Raw genomic sequence first — 16,398 nt, forward strand, 5'->3', positions numbered from 1 at the left:
TGCCGTTGCGGCTGGTGTCGATCACCGCGCGCAGGCGGGAGACGCCGGTGGCGGCGATGACGTTCTTGGCGTACGGGATCTCGGTGGAGTTCGACCGGTAGTTGGAGACGTTGAGGGAGATGCCGTCCGCGCTGTTGGCCACGTCCGCGGCCCTCAGCCGGGCGGCGGCCTCGCCGGGCGAGAGCCATCCCGAGTGCCCGATGTCGAAGTAGACCTTGGCCGCGGAGGAACCGGCCTTCAGCTTCTTCCCCGCGTACGCCATGGAGGCGTTGGTCTCCTGCTGCTGGGAGGAGCTCATGCAGTTGGTCATGATCGGGAGCACGTCGGGCTCCAGGATGATCGACGCCGGACGCCCCTGGAGGCCGGCGGCGACCTCGTCGATCCACTGCCGGTAGGCCGTGTGGTTGGGAGCACCACCGGTGCTGGCGCCGCTGCAGTCGCGGTTGGGGATGTTGTAGACGACGAGGATCGGGATCTTGCCCGCGGCGGCCGCGGCCCCGACGAACGACGACACCTGGCCGCGGACCGTGGAGGTGTTGGTGGTGGTGTACCAGCGCGCCTGCGGGACGGAGGCGATCCGGTCGCGGATGACAGCGGCCCTGGAGTCGCCGGGGTTGGCGGCGACCCACTTGGCGGCGCCGGTCTCGGGGTCTACATAGAAAGGCGAGTCCGCGGCTGAGGCGCCGGTGGCGACGGCGACCGCGCCGCCCGACACGATCGCGACGGCCGCGCAGAGCGTGGCGAGGATTGACCTTCTCGGCATGGATCGAGCTCCTTCGAGGGGGTATGGGAGCGCTCCCACCATAGGTGCGCGGGCACCTCCGCACACAGCCCCGGCCGTCCCGCGCTCACACCCCGCCGCCTTGACCTGTGCGAACACCGGCCGCTCCCCATGAAAGTTTCAGCACATCGGCCGGACGACACCGCCCACGCGGGGAGATGTCCGGAAGAGCGGGAGAAACCGTCCGGGAAGAGGGTGCCTCACATCTCCCTCCGGAGCGCTCGCCGGAACACCACCTCCACTGAGATCATAGGAAGTCATGATCTGTCTGACCGAACCTCCGAGGCCTCCCGCCCCGTCCCGGACCGCCGTCCCGGACCGGCCGGGCACGGGGTCGGCTCACCCCGCGGACCGGGCCGGCTCCCCTCGGATCGAACGTCCCCGCGAAAGGGAACGGCGGTGAGGGGCTTCACGAAGGCGACCCTCGTGCCCGGCGGGGTTCGCGCCCCGGGGCGGTCGTGAGGATCCGGGCGCTCGGAGACGGGTGGTGGGCGGCGAACCGTTCGCGGGTGGGGGACGTCCTCCTCGCGCTGGGTGTCTGGGCACTGTACGTCCTCGTGACCTTCATGCAAGGCAGGTTCTCCGCGCAGGGGTCCTCCGTCCTGCTGTTCACGTCCTTCACCGTCTCGTCCGCGGCCCTGCTGTGGCGGCGGAGCCGGCCGGGGCTCGTCGTGGCCGTCACCGCCCTCTGCGACAGCGTGATCGTCGTGTCGACGGGCTGGAAGGGCTACGGCCTGCAGGTGATGCTGGCCCTGTACGCGGCGGGCAGGCACGGTGAGGCCCGCCGCGCCTGGATCGCGGCCGTGGCGGTGGCGTTGTTCTACCCGGCGGTGGCGACGGGCGTCCAGCTCGCCACGGCGGCCGGCCGTCAGGATTCCGGCTCCGTGGGACTGCTCGTCCCGCCGCTGCTCGTCGGGGCGGGCAGGCTCGTGCGGCTGCGCCGGGAGGCCGCCCTCAAAAGGGAGGCCGAACGCGCCGAGGAGATCGTGCGGGCGGAACGCCGTCACATCTCCCGGGAACTGCACGACGTGGTCGCCCACAACATCAGCACGATGCACGTCCTGCTGGGAGCGGCGCGTATGACCATGGCCGACGACCCCGCCGGGGCCGAGACCTCGCTGCTCAGCGCCGAGCGCGCCGGGCGCGAGGCCCTGGCGGAGATGCGTCAGCTGCTGAGCGTGCTCCGTGCCGACCAGGTGAACGATCCGGCCGGCGCGGAGACCTCCCCCGCGCCGGCCCGCCTCCCCGCCCGCGGAGCGGCCGCCCTGCCCGCGCTGGTCGGCCGGGCACGCGAGGCGGAGCAGCCCGTGTCCCTGGAGGTGACCGGCGAGCTCGGCCGTCTGCCCGCCGTGGTCGACCACGCGATCTACCGGATCGTTCAGGAGTCGCTGACCAACGCGCGCAAGCACGCCGGGAACGCGCCGGTGAGGGTCAGGATCGTCTACGAGCCCTCGGCCGTCGAGGTCGAGGTGGTCGACGACGGGCCCGGCACGCCCTCCGGTGGCCGGAGACACGAAGGCCACGCGAGGGGTGGATTCGGGCTGGGCGGGATGGCCGAGCGTGTGGCACTCTGCGGTGGGCGGCTGGAGACGGGACCTCTGCCCGAGGGGGGATTCCGGATCCACGCCCGGTTGCCCGTCACGCTCTCCGACACGACCTGACGGCGTGGTCCGGCGGCGAGGCCGGGCGACCCGATCCGGCGGCGAGCCCGGGGGGCGCGGTCCGGCGGAATCCGCCGGCCGGTGTCCGGCCGGACGGCCCCCGGACGCCGAGAACCGGCCGGACAGGAGGGGAAGAACATGATCAGGGTTCTGGTCGTCGACGACCACGCGGTGGTGCGCTCCGGCTTCCGGATGATCTTGAACAGCCAGGACGACCTCTCCGTGGTGGGTGAGGCGGGCGACGGCGGCGAGGCCCTCGCCCTGGCCCGCGACCTGCTCCCCGACGTGGTGCTGATGGACCTGCACATGCCGGAGACCGACGGCGTCACCGCCACCGGGCGGATCACCGCCGAACTGCCCGGCGTGCGCGTGCTCGCGCTGAGCACCTTCGACCTGGACGAGCACGTCGTCGACGCCCTGCGCGCCGGAGCCTCGGGCTTCCTGCCCAAGGACGTCTCCCCCGAAGAACTGATCGAGGGGGTGCGGGTGGTGCACCGCGGCGACTCGGTCGTCGCCCCGCGGTTGCTGACCCGCCTGATCGGCACCTTCGTCCGGTCCGCACGGCCCCGGCCCGCGACGATGCCACCCGAGCTCGCCGGTCTGACCGGCCGTGAGCGGGAGGTGCTGGTCCTCATCGCGCACGGGCGGTCGAACCCCGAGATCGCCGAAACGCTCGGCGTGGCGGCCTCCACCGTGAAGAACCACGTGACCGGCCTGTTCGCCAAGCTCGGCGTCCGCGACCGCGCCCAGGCCGTGGTCGTCGCCTACGAGGCGGGGTTCGTCACCCCGGGCGCCACCGGCTGACCTTTCCCGCCACCCCGCCACCTTCTCCGCACACCTCTCGCGAGCCCCGCCGGCCGCTTCCGGCACCGGCCCGCTCCCGGCCGTGCCCCTGGCCGTGCCCCCGGCCCCGTCCGGGACCGTGCTCCCAGACGGGAGAGCGGCCGGCACCCCGCTCCCAGGCGGGAGACCGTTCCCCGCGACGAGGCAAAGGGCCCGATCGCGGGCGAGCCTGGAGACATGAACAGGGACCAGCGATCCATCACACGCCGGGTCGCGGCGGCGCTCGTCGCGACGGGAACCTGCGGGACGCTCATCGTCTCGCCCCTCACCGCCCCGAACGCCGCCGCCCGAGGCCATGACACGTCCTCCGCCACCGTGCCCGCCGAAGGCCGGCACGGTGGCGGAGAGACGCCCAGGGGCGCGAACGGCTCCCGGCATCCGTGCGCCTCCGCCAGGGCCCGCTGCGACGGGGAGATACGGGTCCCCCTCGACTGGAGCGATCCGGCGTCGGAGCGGATCACCGTGGCGTTCGCCTGGCTTCCCAGGAAGGACGTCTCCCGCCCCGCGGCCGGAACCGTACTGGCCAATCCCGGCGGGCCGGCGCCGGCGCTTCCCGCGGTGCCGTCCCTGACCGAGGCGCTCGGGCCGGTGCTCGACCGGCACGACCTCCTGGTGGTCGAGCCGCGCGGGCTGGGGAGATCCAGTCCCCTGCTCTGCCCGGGACTCGACCTGGAACGCCAGGAGAGCGTCGGCGCCTGTGCCGCGCACCTGGGCCCGCGCGTCCGGTTCTTCACCGCCGACCAGGCCGTCGCCGACATGGACGCCGTCCGCGCGGCGCTGGGGGTGCCGAAGGTGACGTTCTACGGCATCTCCTACGGCACCCTGTTCGCCCAGGCGTACGCCACCCGCCACCCGGACCGCCTGTCGGCGGTGATGCTCGACAGCATCGTCCCCACGGACCCGGACGGTTACGTGACCAGGCCGATCCGCAGCGGCGCCCACCTGCTCGACGTGGCCTGCGCCCCCTCGCGCGCCTGCCGGCGGCTGCCGGGCACTCCCGCCGACGCCCTCGCGAGGCTGGTACGGCACCTGCGCGAGCACCCCGACCCGGGGTTGCGACTCCCGTCACTCGGGCACCTGACGAACAACCTCTACCTGCCGATGGTCGGCCGCGAGCTGAACGCGGCCGTCGCCGCGTACCTGGACGGCGACCCGCTGCCGCTGCGCCGGCTGGCGCGGGTGATCGACGCGGCCCCGAGGGCGCCGCTGCGCGGAGCGGAGCTGGCGGGCCTGATCTCCTACACCTGCGCCGACAGCGCCTTCCCGTTCGAGCGCGGGGCCACGCCGGACGAGCGGCGACGCCGGCTGGAACGCCACTACGACACCGAGCGCCCGTTCAGCCCGTTCACCGTCGCCGATCTCCGCGCGTCCTCCTCGCAGCGGCCGATCTTCGGCATGCAGGACATCTGCGTCGGCTGGCCGACCCCCCGCAGCAGCCCGCCCGTGCCGCCGGGCGCGGTGTACCCACGGGTGCCGGTCCTGGCCCTGGGCGGTGACTTCGACGGGACGACGACAGGGGAGGCGGCCGCGGTGACCCGCCGCTTCCCGGTCTCCGTCTTCTCCCGGGTCCGTGCCGGTGGTCACGGTCCCACCGTGAGCACGCCGGTGAACACGTGCGCCCGCGGCGCGATGCGCGCCTTCATCACCGACCCGTACGCCTCCGGCGGCGGGGCCGGATGCGACGAGGCGACCTACCGCGCCCTGGGTTCCTTCCCGCGGACCGTGGCACAGGTGCCGCCGGCCCGCGGCACCGGCCTGACCGGCGAGGAGCGGAGGGTCGTCGCGGCCGCTCTCGCCACCGTCGCCGACGCGGCGGCCAGGCGCGATCCCCTCAGGTCCCCGTACTGGCAGGAGACCACGGAGGCGGGCCTGCGCGGCGGCCTGCTGACGTTCGACGACGGGACCGGCGGGACGGGTGGCGGGACCGGCGGAGCGGTCACGATCACGCTCCGGGACGTCCGGTTCACCGGCGGCCTCTCCGTGGACGGCGAGGCCCGCCTGGGCGGCGGGGACGCCACGGCCCGGCTGACCGTCACCGGCGCCGGCGGGTCGCACGCCCTGGAGCTGAGGTGGGAGGCGTTCCGCGCCCGGGACGACATCGCCGTCTCCGGCACCGTCGCGGGCCGCCCCTTCACCGCGACGGTGCCCGTGCACTGACGCCCGGCCCCGGCCCTCGCCCCTGGTCCCCGACCCCCGGGCGCACCGTCCTGGACCCACCCCCACCGCACCGGTCATCGTCCCGAACGCGCCGCCCGGGCGGCGGCCCCGTCCCTCTCACGGGGATGGGACCGCCGCCCTCGTACGGCTCAGAGGTCCCCGAGGCCGAGCTGGCGGGCGATCAGCATGCGCTGGACCTCGCTGGTGCCCTCGCCGATCTCCAGGATCTTGGCGTCCCGGTAGAAGCGGCCGACCGGGTACTCGTTCATGAACCCGTACCCGCCGAAGATCTGGGTGGCGTCGCGGGCGTTGTCCATGGCGGCGTCGCCGGCGACGAGCTTGGCGATGGCGGCCTCCTTCTTGAACGGCTCGCCCGCGAGCATCTTCTCGGCCGCGTGGTGGTAGGCCAGGCGGGCGGTGTGGGTGCGGACCTCCATGTCGGCGATCTTGAACTGGATGGCCTGGTAGTGGCCGATGGGGTGGCCGAACGCCTGGCGCTCGCGGACGTAGCGCAGCGACTCGTCCACGCAGCCCTGGGCCAGGCCGACGGACAGGGCGGCGATGGCGACGCGGCCCTCGTCGAGGGTCTGCAGGAACTGCGCGTAGCCGCGCCCGCGCTCGCCGAGCAGGTTGCCCGCCGGGACCCGGCAGTCGGTGAAGGAGAGCTCACGGGTGTCGGAGCAGTTCCAGCCCACCTTGGAGTACTTCTTCGAGACGGTGAGGCCGGGCGTGCCGGACGGCACCAGGATCGTGGAGATCTCCTTCTTGCCCCCGGCCCGCTCGCCGGTGATCGCGGCCACGCCGATGACACCGGTGATGTCGGTGCCGGAGTTGGTGATGAACGCCTTCGACCCGTTGATGACCCACTCGTCGCCGTCCAGCACGGCGGTGGTGCGCATTCCGCCGGGGACGTCGGAGCCGCCGCCCGGCTCGGTGAGGCCGAACGCGCCCAGCATCTCGCCGGAGGCCAGCTTCGGCAGCCACTCGGCGCGCTGCTCGGGCGTGCCGAACCGGTGGATCGGCATCGCGCCCAGCGACACCGCCGCCTCCACGGTGATCGCCACGCTGGAGTCGACCCGGGCCAGCTCCTCCAGGACCAGGCAGAGCGCGAAGTAGTCGCCGCCCATGCCGCCGTGCTCCTCGGGGATCGGCAGCCCGAACAGCCCCATCGCGCCCATCTGCCGCACGATGTCGTAGGGGAACTCCTCGCGCTCGTAGAGGTCCCCGATCACCGGGGCCACCACGTCGCGGGCGAACGCCTCGACGGTCTTGCGCAGGTCCTCGTACTCTTCGGTCAGCTTCGGCATGGTCACTCCTTGACGTTGTCCGCGGTCGTGCCCTGACCCGGGACCGGGGTGGTGGCCCGGTCGCGCGGCCCGGCGGGCGGGGTGCCGCCCAGGGCCTGGACGACCCGGGAGGGGCTGGGGCGGCCGAGCCTCGCGGCCAGCCAGGTGCTGGTCCCCACCAGCGACGCGAGGTCCAGCCCGGTCTCGACGCCGAGGCCGTGCAGCATCCAGACCAGGTCCTCGGTGGCGAGGTTGCCGGTGGCGCTCTCGGCGTACGGGCAGCCGCCGATGCCTCCGGTGGAGGCGTCGACCACCCTCACGCCCTCGCGCAGGGCGGCGAGGGTGTTGGCCAGCGCCTGGCCGTAGGTGTCGTGGAAGTGCACGGCGAGCCGGGAGGGGCCGCCGAACGCCTCGATCAGCGCGGCGACGTGGCCCGGGGTGCCGACGCCGACGGTGTCGCCGAGCGAGAGCTCGAAGCAGCCCAGGTCGAGCAGCCTGCGCCCGACGGAGACGACCTGGGCGATCGGGGTGGGCCCCTCCCACGGGTCGCCGAAGCACATCGACACGTACGCCCGGACCCGCAGGCCGTGCGCCAGGGCCCGCGCGACGACCGGCTCGAACATCTCGAACTGCGACTCCAGGGTCCGGTTCAGGTTCCTGGCCGCGAACGTCTCGGTGGCGCTGGCGAAGACCGCGATCTCCTCCACGCCGTGTTCGAGGGCGCGGTCGAGGCCGCGGTCGTTGGGCACGAGCACGGGGTAGCGCACGCCCGGCACCCGTTCCATCCTCTCCAGCAGCTCCGAGGCGTCGGCGAGCTGGGGCACCCATTTGGGGTGCACGAAGCTGGTGGCCTCGATCACGCGGTGCCCGGCGGCGGCGAGCCGGGCGATGAACTCGGCCTTGACCTCGACGGGGACGATCGCGGCCTCGTTCTGCAGTCCGTCGCGCGGCCCGACCTCGTGGATCGTGACCCGCTCGGGCAGCCCCTCCGCCCGGACCGGGTACGGCTCGCGCGTCACGGCTCCTCCCCGCGGACCACGGCCAGCACGGCGTCCATGGCGACCGCCTGGCCCGCGCGGACCCGCAGTTCGTCCACGACCCCGTCGATCGGCGCCGTCACGGTGTGCTCCATCTTCATCGCCTCCACGATGAGCAGCGGCTGTCCCTGGGCGACCCGGTCCCCCGGCCCGGCCTTGACCACCAGGACGGTGCCCGGCATGGGGCTGCGGACCTGCCCGTCCCCGGCGCCGCCCGCGCCCGCCCGGTCGGCGGGGTCACCCAGGTGGCGGCGGGTGAGGGCCCAGGCGTCGCCGTCGCGGGCGAGCCAGACCGTGTCGCCGTCCAGGGCGGCGGCGTAGCGCCTGGCGGTCCCGCCGACGGTGACGATCACGTCCTCCCCGGCGTCGTCCAGCCGTGCCCGTACGGTCACCTGCCCTGCCTCGCCACCGGGCCGTGGGGCCCCGGTGGCGGCGCCGGAGGCCGAGGACCCCGCGTCGGGGGCGGGCGTCTCGCCGCCGGGCAGCCGGATCTCCGCCCCGGTGCCGGGCAGGCCGCGGACGCGGAGCTCGTGGACGCCGTCGCGGCTCTCCAGCCGGTGGACGGTCCACGCCGCCTCGCCCAGCCGCCAGCCGTCGGGGATCTCCCACGGGTCGGCCGGCGCCGCGGGGACGTGCTCGCGGTGCAGCAGGAGCGCGGCGGCGGCCAGGACGTCGGCGGGGACGCCCCCGGCGGGGATCAGCTCGTCCAGGTGCCGTTCGACGAGGCCGGTGTCCAGGTCCCCGGCGACCACCGCGGGGTGGCCGAGCAGCGCCCGCAGGAAGGCGACGTTGGTGGGCACCCCGAGCACCGCCGTGGCCGCGAGCGCCCCGTCCAGCCTGCGCAGGGCGCTCGCCCGGTCCCTGCCCCAGGCGATGACCTTCGACAGCATCGGGTCGTAGTCGCTGCCGACCACGCCGCCGGCCACCAGGCCGGAGTCGACGCGCACGCCGCTCGGCTCGCGCAGCGCCAGCACCCGGCCGCCGGTCGGCAGGAAGCCCCGGGAGGGGTCCTCGGCGTAGACGCGGGCCTCCACGGCGTGGCCGGTGAGCTGGACCCGGTCCTGGGTGATCGGGAGCGGCTCTCCCGCGGCGACCCTGAGCTGGAGCTCGACCAGGTCCAGCCCGGTGACCAGCTCGGTGACAGGGTGCTCGACCTGCAGCCGGGTGTTCATCTCCATGAAGTAGTAGTCGCCGGTGGAGCCCTGGACGATGAACTCGACCGTCCCGGCGCCGGTGTAGCCGACCGACCGGGCGGCCTCGACCGCGGCGGCGCCCATGGCGGCCCTGGCCTCGGCGTCCAGCAGCGGGGACGGCGCCTCCTCGACGATCTTCTGGTGGCGGCGCTGGAGGCTGCACTCGCGCTCGCCCAGGTGGACGACGCCGCCGTGCGCGTCGGCCATCACCTGGATCTCGATGTGCCGGGGGTTCTCCACGAACCGCTCGATCAGCAGGGTGGAGTCGCCGAACGCGGCAGCGGCCGTACGGCGGGCCGAGGCCAGCGCGTCGGGCAGCTCGCCGGCGGAGCGGACCAGCACCATGCCCTTGCCGCCGCCGCCCGCCGAGGGCTTGATCAGGGCGGGGAACCCGACCCGGGCGGCGGCCTCGGCCAGGTCGTCGTCGGGCTCGGCGCCGCCGGGCACGACCGGGACGCCGGCGGCGGAGACGGTCGCCTTGGCCCGGATCTTGTCGCCCATCGCCTCCACCGCCTCCGGCGGCGGGCCGACGAAGACCAGCCCGGCCCCGGCGCAGCGCCGGGCGAAGCCGGCGTTCTCGGCGAGGAAGCCGTAGCCGGGGTGGACGGCCTGGGCCCCGGTGGCGGCCGCGGCGGCGAGGATGGCGTCGATGTCGAGGTAGCCGCCGGGCAGGCGTACCGCGACGTCGGCCTCGCGGACGTGCGGCGCCGCGGCGTCGGCGTCGCTGTGCACGGCGACCGAGCGGATGCCCAGCTTCCTGAGGGTGCGGGTGATCCGCAGGGCGATCTCGCCGCGGTTGGCGACGAGCACGGTGTCGAACATCCGGCGAGGCTCCGAGGGGTCCGAGGGGTGGGTCATGGTCGCGGTCACATCCGGAAGACGCCGTAGCCGACGGGGTCGAGGGGGGCGTTGGCCGAGGCGGACAGGGCCAGGCCCAGGACGGTGCGGGTGTCGAGGGGGTCGATGACCCCGTCGTCCCAGAGCCGGGCGGTGGAGTAGTAGGGGTTGCCCTGCTCCTCGTACTGCGCGCGGATGGCGTCGGGGTCGGCGTCGCCCACGGTGGACAGCACGTTGGCGGCCTGCTCGCCGCCCATCACCGAGATGCGCGCGTTCGGCCACATCCACATGAAGCGGGGCGAGTAGGCCCGCCCGGCCATCGCGTAGTTGCCGGCGCCGAACGAGCCGCCGACGACCACGGTGAACTTGGGCACCCGGGCGCAGGCGACGGCGGTGACCATCTTCGCGCCGTGCTTGGCGATGCCGCCCGCCTCGTACGCCTTGCCGACCATGAACCCGCTGATGTTCTGCAGGAACAGCAACGGGACGGAGCGCCGGTCGCACAGCTCGACGAAGTGGGCGCCCTTCATGGCGGACTCGGCGAACAGGATGCCGTTGTTGGCGACGATCCCGACGGGGTGGCCGTGGACGCGGGCGAAGCCGGTGACGAGCGTGCTGCCGTACTCGGCCTTGAACTCGCCGAACCGGCTGCCGTCGACGACGCGGGCGATGACCTCGCGGACGTCGTAGGGCGTGCGGGTGTCGGCGGGGACGATGCCGTACAGGTCGCGGGGGTCGTGCGCGGGCTCCTCGGGCGCGGCGCGCTCCCACGGGGAGGGGGTGCGCGGCCCGAGGGTGGAGACGATGTCGCGGACGATCCGCAGCGCGTGGCGGTCGTCGTCGGCGAGGTGGTCGGTGACGCCGCTGACCCGGGCGTGCAGGTCGCCGCCGCCCAGTTCCTCGGCGCTGACCTCCTCGCCGGTGGCGGCCTTCACCAGCGGCGGCCCGCCCAGGAAGATCGTGCCCTGGTTGCGGACGATCACCGCCTCGTCGCTCATCGCCGGGACGTAGGCGCCGCCCGCGGTGCAGGAGCCGAGGACCGCGGCGATCTGCGGGATGCCGCGCGCCGACATGGTCGCCTGGTTGTAGAAGATCCGCCCGAAGTGCTCGCGGTCGGGGAAGACCTCGTCCTGGCGGGGCAGGAAGGCGCCGCCGGAGTCGACGAGGTAGACGCACGGCAGGTTGTTGTGGAGGGCGACCTCCTGGGCCCGCAGGTGCTTCTTGACGGTCATCGGGTAGTAGGTGCCGCCCTTGACGGTGGCGTCGTTGGCGACCACCACGCACTCGCGGCCCGAGACGCGGCCCACGCCGGTGATGATCCCGGCGGCGGGGGCCTGGTCCCCGTACATCCCGCCCGCGGCGAGCTGGGAGAGCTCCAGGAAGCGCGAGCCGGGGTCGAGCAGGGAGTCGACGCGGTCGCGGGGCAGCAGCTTGCCGCGGGAGACGTGCCGGGCGCGCGCCTTCTCCGAGCCGCCGAGCGCCGCGAGGGCGAGGCGCTCCCTGAGCTCGGCCACGAGGCGCTCGTTGACCTCGGCGTTGCGCTTGAAGCCCTCACCGCCCGGGTCGCAGGTGCTCCGCAGCACCGGCCAGCCACTCATCCGAGCCTCCCTCGTCCGGCTTCGTCGCCGCTGTGTCGTCGTCGTGTCCGCCGTAGCCGTGATCCCCGCCGTGGCCGCCGCCGTGGCCCCTGTCGTCGCCGTGATCGCCGGTCGCCCGTCCGAGGTCCGGTGACCGGCGCCTTCACGGCCGATGTTAGTCATCATTAACGTTACCGTCTACCATGCGAGAGATGACGACCGATCGGACCCCCACCCGCGTCCGCGGCTCGCGGCGCGGGGAGATCCTCGACGCCGCGGCCGGGCTGTTCGCGGCGCGCGGCTTCCACGGCGTCTCGATCGAGGACATCGGCGCCGCCGTCGGCACCTCCGGCCCCGCCCTCTACCGGCACTTCAGCGGCAAGGAGGCACTGCTCGCGGAGATGCTGCTGGACGTCAGCGAACGCCTGCACACCTCGGGAGCGCGCCGGGTGACCGAGGCCGCCGACGCCGACGAGGCGCTGGACTCCCTGCTCGCCTGCCAGATCGAGTTCGCGCTGAACCATCCGGCGCTGATCACGGTGCACGACAGGGAACTGGGCAACGTCCCCGAGCCGGCGCGCCGGCGGATCCGCAGGCTCCAGCGGCTCTACGTCGAGGAGTGGGTGACCGTGCTGAGCGAGCTCTACCCCGGCCGCTCCCAGGCCGGGCTGCGCGCCGCCACGCACGCCGTCTTCGGGCTGCTCAACTCCACCCCGCACAGCGCCGGCGAACTGCCTCCCGCGGTGATGGCGGACCTGCTGCGCGGCATGGCCCGCGCGGCGCTGGCCGCCCCCGAGGGTTAGGAACCGCTAACTCCGTGGGGGCCGCCGGAGAGGCGCCGGACGCCGGTCCCGTGCCGGGCGGTGCCCGGAACCCGCTCCGCGACCGGGCGCTCTCCCCGGCCTCCAGGTGGGACACGAGTTCCTCCCGTGACCTTCGGCGGCCGGCAGCGGGACCGCGGCGGCGCGCCCGCCCGGCGATCGCGGTCGTCCGGCACCCGCCCGCGGTGCCGTTCCCGCCGGTCCTCGCCGCCGCGACCGTCGTCCCGGTGATCGCCGGCATCCTCGTCGGACGCGGCGGGGCGACGTCGCGCCACCCCGCCTGCCGGTGGTGACGGGATGCCCGGCGACAAATCATCGAATGTGACAATTCGCGATAAAAGACAAATTGCCATAAAAGCATGTCGTGGGAATCGGTCGACCGGCCTCGGGACATCAAAGATGCGAAGGTTCGGGACGGCGTCTCCCGATGAGGACATAATCGGGTTGTGGCGCGCGACACTGTTGAGACCCGTTTCACCGAGGCCGTGGCCGCCCTGCGCCCCGGGGCACCGCGCGATCCCGGTCTGCCCGTACGGGAGGGCACGGCCCTGACCGGCGCCCGCTGCCGGGAGTTGTTCGAGTTCCAGCTCGGCAGCAGGCTGCTGGACGTCACGGCCCGCTGGCTGCGCGAGCAGGGCCAGGGGTTCTACACCATCGGCTCGGCCGGGCACGAGGGCAACGCCGCGGTCGCCGCCGCGCTGCGCACCACCGATCCCGCCCTGCTGCACTACCGCTCCGGCGCCTTCTACCTCGCCCGCTCGGCGATGGCCGGAAGGCTGCCCGAGGAGGGGCTGCGCGACGTGCTGCTCGGCCTGACCGCCTCGGCCGAGGAGCCGATGGCGGGCGGGCGGCACAAGGTCTTCGGCCACCCCGACCTGGCGGTGATCCCGCAGACCTCCACGATCGCCAGCCACCTGCCGCGCGCGGTGGGCGTGGCCTTCGCCATCGAACGTGCCCGCCAGCTCGGCCTGCCGGGACGGTGGCCGGCCGACGCGATCGCCGTGTGCAGCCTCGGCGACGCCTCGATGAACCACGCCAGCGCGTTGACCGGCATCAACACCGCCGCCTACGGCGCGTACCAGAGACTGGCGCTGCCGGTGCTGTTCGTCTGCGAGGACAACGGGCTGGGGGTGAGCGTGCGCACCCCGGAGGGCTGGGTCCAGGCCGCCCGCCACCCGGCGATCGAGTACTTCGAGGCCGACGGCTGCGACCTGGCCGACGTCCACGACGTCGCCCTGGCCGCGGTGGACCACGTACGCCGGACCCGCTCCCCCGCCCTGCTGCGCGTCGCCACCGTCCGGCTGATGGGCCACGCCGGCTCGGACGTGGAGCTGTCGTACCGGAACAAGCGGGAGATCGACGCCGACCTGGCGCGCGACCCGCTCGTCATCACCGCCGGGCTGCTCGTCGCGGCGGGGCTGGCCACCCCCGACGAGCTGCTGCTCCACTACGAGACGACCCGCGAGCACCTGTTCAAGATGGCCATGGAGAGCTCGCGGCGCCCGCGCCTGACCTCCGCCGCCGACATCGTCGCGCCGCTGGCCCCGCGCACCCCCTCGGCCGTCGCCGCGACGAGCGCGACGGCCGCGGCACCGGAGGCCAGGGAGAGGGCGTTCGGCGGCAGGCTCCCCGAGCAGGAGGGGCCGCTGACCTTCTCCCAGACGGTCAACCGCACCCTCGTCGACACGCTGACGGCCCACCCCGACACGCTGGTCTTCGGGGAGGACGTGGCGCGCAAGGGCGGTGTCTACGGCGTCACCCGCGGCCTGCAGAAGCGCTTCGGGCTCGGCCGGGTCTTCGACACCCACCTCGACGAGCAGGCGGTGCTCGGCCTGGCGCTCGGGTCGGGGGTCTCCGGCCTGCTGCCGGTGCCCGAGATCCAGTACCTGGCCTACCTGCACAACGCCCTGGACCAGATCCGCGGCGAGGCCGCGACCCTCTCGTTCTTCTCACGCGGCGCCTTCCGCAACCCGATGGTGGTGCGGGTCGCCTCGTACGCCTACCAGAAGGGGTTCGGCGGCCACTTCCACAACGACAACTCCGTGGCCGCGCTGCGCGACATCCCCGGTCTGGTGGTGGCCTCCCCGGCCCGCCCCGACGACGCCGCCTCGATGCTGCGCACCTGCCTGGCCGCCGCCCGCGCCGACGGCAGCGTCTGCGTCTTCCTGGAACCCATCGCCCTGTACAACACCCGCGACATGTTCGAGGACGGCGACGGCGGATGGCTCTCCTCCTACGTCCCCCCGGCCCGCTGGGCGGAGACGCACGTCCCGATCGGCCGCGCCCGCAGCTACGGTGACGGCCGCGACCTGACGATCATCACCTTCGGCAACGGCCTGCGGATGAGCCTGCGCGCCGCGGTCAGGCTCACCGCCGAGGGGTACGGCTGCCGGGTCCTGGACCTGCGCTGGCTCTCCCCCCTGCCGGTGGAGGATCTGATGCGGGCCGCCGACCTGACGGGCAGGGTACTGATCGCCGACGAGACCCGCCGCACCGGAGGCGTCTCGGAGGGCATCGTCGCCGAGCTGCTCGACGCGGGGTTCACCGGCAGGATCGCCCGGGTGACCTCCTGTGACAGCTTCGTCCCGCTGGGAGAGGCCGCCGGGCACGTGCTGCTGTCGGAGGACGAGATCGAGACGGCCGCCCGCAAGCTGCTCGGCTGATCCACCCGTCCATCCGACCGATCGACCGCCCGGCCGCCCGCGAGCCGCCCGGCCGGCCCGCGCACGGGGCCGTCGGAGCCGCTCCGGCCTCCCGATCGGAATCTCGGCCGGGATCTCCGAAAACCACCCCGCCGCACTCGCGGAACGTGTTCAATCCATAACGCGTCGTTACGGAGCATGGCCCTGATCCGGCGACGGTCATCCCTCCATATCCCCCTGATCAGGAGGTAACATGCCCGACGTGGCGATCAAAAGCACCGGTCAGCGCGTGGCGGACCTGGAGGCGTGGGCCTTCCGGACGGGTTCCGACCTGGCCGACATCAAGGAGACCCTGAGCGATCTTCCCACGATCATCCGCGAGGAGGTCATGACGTACACCTCGCCGATGTTCGAAGAGATCATGAACAGGATGGCCACCAGGGAGGATCTCTCCGCGCTGTCCGTCAAGGTCGACGGCCTGGAGGCCAAGGTCGACGGCCTGGAGGTCCGCATGGGCGCCATGGAAGGACGCATGGACTCCATGGAGGGCGCCATGAGCTCCATGAACGCCCGGATGGACACCCTGCAGGGCGACATCACGTCCATGCAGGGCGACATCACGTCCATGCAGGGCGACATGGCCTCCGTGAACACGCGAATGGACTCCATGGAGGGCAAGCTGGACCTGATCCTGACCAGGCTCGGCTGATCGGACGGCCGGGTCCCGCGGTCCGTGGGACCCGGTCTCCGGGCGGACCCCGCTGTGGTGGCAGCCCCACCGGCCGGGATGTCAGACGGCGGGGAACCGGTGGCGCGACCGGCCCCGGGAGCCCGCCGACGCCGGTCGCGACGCGCCCCCTGTCCCGGAAGCACGCGTCGAGCGACGCCGGTTCGTCGTGGGAAGCGCCTACGAGCCCTCGTGACGGCGTTCGCGACCCACGGAAGACTGTCAGGGTACCCTGACAGTCATGACGTTCGCGTTCCCGGACATTCCCGACCACGAGGGGTTCGCCGCCCCGGTGCTCCCCACCGGCGAGGTGGCCGCGTCCGCCAGCGCCTTCACCAGGACCTTCGTCGGCTACCAAGCCGCGTGTTCCTGCGGCTGGAACGATCGGCGCCGCTTCCCAGCCACGCCGGAAGGGGCCAAGGAGACCGAGTACCGGTGGTGGAGCCGGCACGCCGCCCCGCTGAGCGCCGCCGCACCGCCTGCCGAGCTGGTGGTGAAGGCGAACCTCCTGTGCGAACGGATCGCCGGTCTGGCCGCCGAGCGTCCGCTCGCCGCCCTCACCCTGCTGTCCCGGCTGGAGAACCTGCAGCGCGCCCTGCTCGACCAGGCCGTCACCGGGGCGCGGGAGGCCGGTGCCTCCTGGGCACAGGTCGGGGAGGCGATGGGGATCTCCAGGCAGAGCGCTCACGAGCGTTTCAGGACGCACGCGAACTCATGACCCGGCTCGCCGGGCACCTTCCGGTTCATCGGTCGCGAGCGCCGTCCGTCGCGGTCCCGCGGACATCGGGCGGACGGCTCCTTCGGCGAGGAACGGAAACGGCCGGAACCCCATGATC

The 16,398-nt window shown here is 73.5% G+C and carries 13 protein-coding genes; 8 read left to right on the plus strand and 5 right to left on the minus strand.

What is annotated here, in order from left to right; all coding sequences use genetic code 11:
• Positions 1–763: glycoside hydrolase family 6 protein (locus AB0G16_RS17200; protein WP_362805531.1), on the minus strand; the 763-nt coding region annotated here is incomplete at its 3' end.
• Between the two features lie 527 nt (positions 764–1,290).
• Here AB0G16_RS17200 and AB0G16_RS17205 point away from each other — a divergent pair.
• The 3 genes from AB0G16_RS17205 (at position 1,291) to AB0G16_RS17215 (ending at position 5,442) form a co-directional block, all read left to right on the plus strand.
• Positions 1,291–2,442: a sensor histidine kinase gene (locus tag AB0G16_RS17205; protein ID WP_362805533.1), complete on the plus strand. Its 1,152-nt coding sequence runs from the start codon at positions 1,291–1,293 to the stop codon at positions 2,440–2,442.
• 138 nt (positions 2,443–2,580) lie between these two features.
• Positions 2,581–3,246: a response regulator transcription factor gene (locus tag AB0G16_RS17210; protein ID WP_362805534.1), complete on the plus strand. Its 666-nt coding sequence runs from the start codon at positions 2,581–2,583 to the stop codon at positions 3,244–3,246.
• Between the two features lie 216 nt (positions 3,247–3,462).
• Entirely contained in the window at positions 3,463–5,442 is a 1,980-nt protein-coding gene (locus AB0G16_RS17215; protein ID WP_362805535.1) for an alpha/beta fold hydrolase, read from the plus strand.
• Between the two features lie 149 nt (positions 5,443–5,591).
• Here the strand turns inward: AB0G16_RS17215 and AB0G16_RS17220 are convergent, their stop codons facing one another.
• Genes AB0G16_RS17220 through AB0G16_RS17235 form a run of 4 tightly spaced genes read right to left on the minus strand, consistent with a single transcriptional unit; the run spans position 5,592 to position 11,393 of the window.
• Positions 5,592–6,755 carry an acyl-CoA dehydrogenase family protein gene (locus tag AB0G16_RS17220; protein ID WP_362805537.1) on the minus strand — a complete coding sequence of 388 codons (1,164 nt, stop codon included), beginning with the start codon at positions 6,753–6,755 and terminating at the stop codon, positions 5,592–5,594.
• Entirely contained in the window at positions 6,752–7,747 is a 996-nt protein-coding gene (locus tag AB0G16_RS17225; protein WP_362805539.1) for a hydroxymethylglutaryl-CoA lyase, read from the minus strand. The genes AB0G16_RS17220 and AB0G16_RS17225 overlap by 4 nt, the downstream gene beginning before the upstream one ends.
• The gene (locus AB0G16_RS17230) at positions 7,744–9,780 is read right to left on the minus strand and encodes a biotin carboxylase N-terminal domain-containing protein (RefSeq protein WP_362805541.1); all 2,037 of its coding nucleotides are present in this window, start codon (positions 9,778–9,780) and stop codon (positions 7,744–7,746) included. Before AB0G16_RS17230 ends, AB0G16_RS17225 begins: the two co-directional genes overlap by 4 nt.
• 44 nt (positions 9,781–9,824) lie before the next feature.
• A complete protein-coding gene (locus AB0G16_RS17235) occupies positions 9,825–11,393 on the minus strand; it encodes a carboxyl transferase domain-containing protein (RefSeq protein ID WP_362805543.1) in 1,569 nt (522 codons plus the stop codon).
• Positions 11,394–11,575: 182 nt separating this feature from the next.
• Between AB0G16_RS17235 and AB0G16_RS17240 the strand changes: the two genes are divergently transcribed.
• The 5 genes from AB0G16_RS17240 to AB0G16_RS17260 all read left to right on the plus strand — a co-directional run bounded on the left by AB0G16_RS17240 (position 11,576) and on the right by AB0G16_RS17260 (position 16,280).
• Complete coding sequence (locus tag AB0G16_RS17240) at positions 11,576–12,175, plus strand: TetR/AcrR family transcriptional regulator (RefSeq protein ID WP_362805546.1); 600 nt, start codon at positions 11,576–11,578, stop codon at positions 12,173–12,175.
• Between the two features lie 14 nt (positions 12,176–12,189).
• Positions 12,190–12,486: a hypothetical protein gene (locus AB0G16_RS17245; RefSeq protein WP_362805548.1), complete on the plus strand. Its 297-nt coding sequence runs from the start codon at positions 12,190–12,192 to the stop codon at positions 12,484–12,486.
• A 153-nt stretch (positions 12,487–12,639) separates the two neighbouring features.
• Complete coding sequence (locus tag AB0G16_RS17250) at positions 12,640–14,856, plus strand: thiamine pyrophosphate-dependent enzyme (protein ID WP_362805550.1); 2,217 nt, start codon at positions 12,640–12,642, stop codon at positions 14,854–14,856.
• A 232-nt stretch (positions 14,857–15,088) separates the two neighbouring features.
• The gene (locus AB0G16_RS17255; RefSeq protein ID WP_362805552.1) at positions 15,089–15,544 is read left to right on the plus strand and encodes a hypothetical protein; all 456 of its coding nucleotides are present in this window, start codon (positions 15,089–15,091) and stop codon (positions 15,542–15,544) included.
• A 259-nt stretch (positions 15,545–15,803) separates the two neighbouring features.
• Positions 15,804–16,280, plus strand: a complete 477-nt coding sequence (locus tag AB0G16_RS17260; RefSeq protein WP_362805554.1) for a hypothetical protein — start codon at positions 15,804–15,806, stop codon at positions 16,278–16,280.
• Positions 16,281–16,398: the final 118 nt, after the last annotated feature.

The sequence above is a fragment of the Streptosporangium sp. NPDC023615 genome (genome assembly GCF_040640155.1).
Classification (GTDB): Bacteria; Actinomycetota; Actinomycetes; order Streptosporangiales; family Streptosporangiaceae; genus Streptosporangium.

What these genes read in the sequence shown, in the direction of transcription:
- AB0G16_RS17210 (WP_362805534.1), top strand. Translation starts at nt 2,581, where the DNA reads ATGATCAGGGTTCTGGTCGTCGACGACCACGCGGTGGTGCGCTCCGGC.
- AB0G16_RS17215 (WP_362805535.1), top strand. Translation starts at nt 3,463, where the DNA reads ATGAACAGGGACCAGCGATCCATCACACGCCGGGTCGCGGCGGCGCTC.
- AB0G16_RS17230 (WP_362805541.1), bottom strand. Translation starts at nt 9,780, where the DNA reads ATGTTCGACACCGTGCTCGTCGCCAACCGCGGCGAGATCGCCCTGCGG.
- AB0G16_RS17235 (WP_362805543.1), bottom strand. Translation starts at nt 11,393, where the DNA reads ATGAGTGGCTGGCCGGTGCTGCGGAGCACCTGCGACCCGGGCGGTGAG.
- AB0G16_RS17240 (WP_362805546.1), top strand. Translation starts at nt 11,576, where the DNA reads ATGCGAGAGATGACGACCGATCGGACCCCCACCCGCGTCCGCGGCTCG.
- AB0G16_RS17255 (WP_362805552.1), top strand. Translation starts at nt 15,089, where the DNA reads ATGCCCGACGTGGCGATCAAAAGCACCGGTCAGCGCGTGGCGGACCTG.
- AB0G16_RS17260 (WP_362805554.1), top strand. Translation starts at nt 15,804, where the DNA reads ATGACGTTCGCGTTCCCGGACATTCCCGACCACGAGGGGTTCGCCGCC.